The sequence below is a fragment of the Gluconobacter cerinus genome, from assembly GCF_002723935.1.
Lineage (GTDB): Bacteria > Pseudomonadota > Alphaproteobacteria > Acetobacterales > Acetobacteraceae > Gluconobacter > Gluconobacter cerinus.
In genome coordinates, this window is record NZ_BEWM01000031.1 from 1 (window position 1) to 4,665 (window position 4,665).

6 protein-coding genes are annotated in these 4,665 nt (G+C 62.9%); all 6 read left to right on the forward strand.

Going from position 1 to position 4,665, the window contains the following annotated elements; translation table 11 throughout:
- The first annotated feature begins 128 nt into the window (after positions 1-128).
- The 6 genes from GCE01_RS16365 (at position 129) to GCE01_RS16390 (ending at position 4,595) form a co-directional block, all read left to right on the forward strand.
- Positions 129-1,997, forward strand: coding sequence for a ParB/RepB/Spo0J family partition protein (locus GCE01_RS16365; protein WP_099213683.1), 1,869 nt, complete (start codon positions 129-131; stop codon positions 1,995-1,997).
- A gap of 189 nt (positions 1,998-2,186) precedes the next feature.
- Complete coding sequence (locus tag GCE01_RS16370) at positions 2,187-2,867, forward strand: LPD29 domain-containing protein (protein WP_099213684.1); 681 nt, start codon at positions 2,187-2,189, stop codon at positions 2,865-2,867.
- 71 nt (positions 2,868-2,938) lie between these two features.
- Complete coding sequence (locus GCE01_RS16375) at positions 2,939-3,346, forward strand: hypothetical protein (protein ID WP_099213685.1); 408 nt, start codon at positions 2,939-2,941, stop codon at positions 3,344-3,346.
- A gap of 197 nt (positions 3,347-3,543) precedes the next feature.
- On the forward strand, positions 3,544-3,672 hold the full coding sequence (locus GCE01_RS17385; protein ID WP_264784645.1) for a hypothetical protein: 129 nt from the start codon (positions 3,544-3,546) through the stop codon (positions 3,670-3,672).
- A 54-nt stretch (positions 3,673-3,726) separates the two neighbouring features.
- A complete protein-coding gene (locus GCE01_RS16385) occupies positions 3,727-4,077 on the forward strand; it encodes a hypothetical protein (protein WP_099213687.1) in 351 nt (116 codons plus the stop codon).
- Positions 4,074-4,595 carry a hypothetical protein gene (locus GCE01_RS16390; protein WP_099213688.1) on the forward strand — a complete coding sequence of 174 codons (522 nt, stop codon included), beginning with the start codon at positions 4,074-4,076 and terminating at the stop codon, positions 4,593-4,595. The genes GCE01_RS16385 and GCE01_RS16390 overlap by 4 nt, the downstream gene beginning before the upstream one ends.
- Positions 4,596-4,665: the final 70 nt, after the last annotated feature.

Consider the following 4,665-nt stretch of genomic DNA (forward strand, 5'->3'; position numbering starts at 1 on the left):
AAAAGTGGGGCTGTCACGAACCAGCCAGCCGCGCAAGGCTCAGGCCGGGCGCGCTGCGCGCGGCCTTGCGCGGCTGGCTGGCCCGTGACGCGGGAGGGACATCTGAAAAATTATAGAAAGAGCGTCCCATGGCCGAGCTTCGCCGCGTTGATCCGAGAACCCTTGTGTCCAATCCGAACAATCCGCGCTCTTCCATCGGAAGCCTTGAGGAGCTGCGCAAACTCGCGCTCAACATCAAGGCGATTGGTATCCTCCATCCCCCGGCCGTCCGGCAACTGGAAGACGGCCGCCTGATGATCGTGGCAGGCCACCGTCGCACACAGGGCGCCATTTATGCCGGTCTCACCGAAATTGATGTGTATGTCGGGGATCAGAGCGAAGACCTCGATGCACTGGCCGCCGTCAGCGAGAACTTCGTCCGTCTCGACATGACGGAGCCGGAGCAGTGGAACAGCGTCACCCGCCTGCGCGAGCAGCTTGGCTATACAGACCAGCAGGTCTGTGCCGCCCTGATGGTCACGCCGAGCTATCTCAAGCGTCTCAGCCTTCTGGCAAAGCTGCACCCGCCCATTCTGGATGCCATCGCCCTTGGCCGAGGCCCTGATGAGCGGCAGCGCAAGATCATCGCGCAGGCCTCTCTGGACGAACAGCGTGCGGCATGGGCGGAAATGTTTTCCGAAAGCGTCGAAGACGACGAGGATCCGGCCGAGTATCGCGTGAAGGCCGAAGATCCGGAGGACACCGTGGCTTGGGGCGCACTTGCCCGGAATCTTGAACAAAAGGAATGGTACGCCCGCAACGCCCGGTTTGGCGACGATCTTGCCCGCAAGCACAACATTGTCTGGATGGAAGATCTGTTTGCCGAGCCCGGAACGGACAGCCGCTATACGCTCGATGCCACGGCTTACGCGGCCGCACAGCAGGACTGGCTGGACAATGAGCGGCCCGAAAATTCCATTGTCCTGACCTCGGACGAGTACGGATACGTCCGGCCGCCCGAAGGTTTCATTACCTTGGGAACCTGGATGGCGACACAGGAGAGGGAGGTCATGGGCTACGGCCTTAATCCCCGGACCCTGAAGATCGTGGAAGAACGCTGCCGTCCGTCTGTTGCCTTTACACAGAGCCACGCGAACGTATCCGCAGAGCCCGAGGCCCCGAAAGAACGACCGGATGTTTCCGGGACCGGCCACAAGATGATCGGCGAGATCCGCACCGTCGCTTTGCGCGAAGCCCTCGGCGAGGTGGCCGAGACAGCCGATCCATGGGAGCTGATCGCAGCCCTCCTGCTGGCGCTGGAAGCCGAGAATGTCCGTGTGCATGGCGATGCCAGCGGTAACAACTGGTCAGAGCCAACCGCCCGCACGCTTGCGATGGCTGACCTGTTCCCCGAGGGCACCCTTGTCCGTGACGAGACGCTGATCCGCCGCCATGCCGTCACCGTGCTGCAAAGCATCCTGAACTGCGATGTGTCGATGCACAGCGGCAGCGGTCTGCCCGCGCAACTCGTGGGCGTTCTGTTCGGTGCCGACCAGAAGATGCCGAGCATGGCCTTTGAGTCGTTCCTCAAATGCTACAGCAAGCCCGGCATTACCAAGGCCGTGCAGGCAGAAGGGCTTGCGCCGCAGAACACCGGCAAGGAGATGCGTGCGGCCCTCATGAACCATGTCGGGGAGGGCCATTGGCTGCCCGAGGTGGCGTCCTTTGCGCAGGCGCAGGACGTCTGGGCGCAAAAGCAGAAGAAAAAACAGGCGAAGATCCGCGAGCTGGAAAGCGTGATGGACGATGAGGATCTGGACGAGATGCCTGAAGATGATTTCGAGGAAGCAGCAGATGATGAGGCTGACCTTTCGAGCGGCCCTGTCGTGTCGGTGACGGAGCCTGATTCGGAAGAGACCTTCTCTCTGCAAGCGCCCGAGAGCGAGCCCGAGCAGACGGCGCATAATGAGGCCATGCAGTTCATGCGGGACCATCTCGAAATCGTGGTCGTGGCCTGAAGCCGGGAGAGGGAAAAGAAGAGGAAAGGGAGGGGAGGGGCGCTGCCATCGCGCTCCGTCCGGGTCAAAAGGTGGCTCCTCACCGGCTTCGCCGCCTCCGGTGCCGGCGCACGCGCCGCTTTTGACCCGGCCGTCCCGCGCTGACGCTGGAGAAGACATCACGAAAATCCAAAGGAAAAGGATCAGACGATGTTCGTCCCCTCTCTCGTTCCCGTTCAGGTCGGCACCCGCGTTTACACCCATCTCTACAGCCGGGGAGCCGGGATCGTCATGGCTGTTTACGGCAAGGAAAGTCCGACCACCGTCCGGTCCCTGTCGCGTGGCGGAGCCATCGTGTCGGGCGGGAGCGCCTCCTACGACATCGTTTTTGCCTGTGGCTCGGTCTCCCGTCGTCTGCCCGAGGCCATTCTGCGCGGTGTCCAATGGCGGATCGACGCCGACAAGGGACTGGCCAGTCCCGAGGAGATTGCCTTTCTCCGCACTCATGCCGAAGAGGTTGAGGCCGAGAAGGTCGCGGCTGAGGCGCGCGCCAAAGCGGAACATGCCGCCGAGGTCGCAGCGCTCCGCGTCAATCCGGACTATGCCGATCTGGAGCAGGGCGACGACAGCAGCGGCACGCTGGCGGCCAAAAACATCCGCCGGATGCTGAAAAAGGCGTTCCCGAAGGTCAAGTTCTCCGTCCGCAAACGCGACTACGGCAGTGTGACCGTGCAGACCGATGAGGATCTGGACGAGACGGCGACCGAAACCCTCCAGGCCATCACCTCGCGGTTCAAGTCCGGATATTACGACTGGCAGTCCGACTGCCACCTGACGAGTAACAGCCCCTGGCAGGACGTGTTCGGCAGCTCCGAATTTGTGAGCGACTGAGCCTCTCTTTTTTCGTCCGCCCTTCAAGGCCGCCCGTTCCGGGGCGGCCTTTTTCATTTCTGGAGCCCGACATGCCTGTTTTTATTGTGACGCTCAGCGAGCGCCAGCTTCTCTCCGACCGCGTCACCTTTCAGGTCGAGGCCGAGACCGCCGAGGCAGCCGGTCAGCTCGTTCTGGACGCGACGGCCGACGAGGCGAACGAGAGCGGGCTGCGCCCGGTTCACCTGCCGGACGGTCAGAAGGCCGTTCTCGAACCTGACGACGTGGACGGAAACGAAGTCTCGGTGTCCGTTCGCCCGGTCGATCAGCCGGACGCTGTGGCCACGCAGCTCGGTGCGTGCTGGCACCTAGATCTCACCGCCCCTGAAGCGCGGCGCCTTCTGCCCGTCCTGACCGGAGCGATTGTGGACGAGGACGATCCTGTGACGCGCGCGCTCTGTGCCCGTCTGGCGCGGCAGGTCGCCAATCTCGCGCAGTAGGACATCAGGAAAGGGAAAAGGGGGAAGGGGAAAAAGGAGAGGGCAGGCACCACACCGGAGCCTGTCTGGCAAAGGGTGGGTCGGCCGTGTCCTCGCTGCGCTGCGGGTCGTCCGATCCCGCTGCGTTGCAGCGCCTTTGCCAGCCAGTCCCCGCTGCGGTCGCCGGAAAGGGTCATGGAAGAAAAAAGGAGAATGACATGGCCGACATTTCCGATCTGCGTCCCCGCAACCGCACAGAATGGCTCGAAGTCGCGGGCTTCGTAGGAGGTGCAGCGCTGTTTGCAGCCTTCATCGTTCTGGTGGTGGTGCTTCCCGCCTTTCTCTGACCGATCCGAGATCAGCCGCCCTCACGGGCGGCCGTGTCCTGTGTGGAGATCACCATGCCGACATACACCCTGGCCGCCATCCCTGCGGCCTCTCACGGGAGCCTCATCTCCTGTTCATCCCCCTACCGCTACAGACAGAAACGGATCGAGGCGGCTGACCTTGCAGGAATCCGGGCGGCAGTAGCCCAATACGGTGCACGCCTGCACGACGACTACCCGGAAGCCTCCTTTCTGGTGTCTGTGACACCCGAGCGTGGGAGCGATCATCCCGAGGGCTTCTGCGACGCCCGCTGGAAAGGGTCTCTGGGCACCGAACACTGGATCAGGGTGATTCCTGAAGAGACGCCGTTCAAAGCCTACCTCACTCAGGTCGAGGCGATGCTCGCCCATGAGGTGCGCTCATGAACGGGCCGGAGCCAGCGTCCATCGCGTGTCCCGCGCTACGACGGCCACCGATCCAGCCTCAGGGCCTCACTGCGACGCAGTTCAGTGACGCGGCCGAGAAGGCGAAAATCGGGAACGCGCTTCTGTCCTTCATCGCACGCGGATTTCCGCAGAGTGCGTGGAACCGCACGCTTTACAACCGCCTGAGCCAGATGTTCGGGCATATCGCCCATTACGACATCCACGGCTTCTGGGGGGCGCAGTTCTCTACGACACAGGCGCGTCTGGGCTTCCTGCGCGGCATCGTCCTGTATGGCTGTTATGGCGATCCGGCCTGGACCTGGTCGGACGTCGAACGCGACATCCGCAACCGCATCATCGGCAGCGGCCTGATCGAGGCCTACACGCGCGCCCTTGCTGCTGAGCAGGAAACACGCGACCGGGCCGATCTGGCGCGTCTTGCAGACCGCTTCCGGATTGCCCTGCCAACCACACATCAGTCTCCCCCTGCCGCGCCCGTGCAGGCCGAGCTTTTCTGACACGGGCCAGCGAAAAGGACAGAACAATGGTTCAGACCCTCAGCCTTGCCATCGTCATTGGCAACCTTGG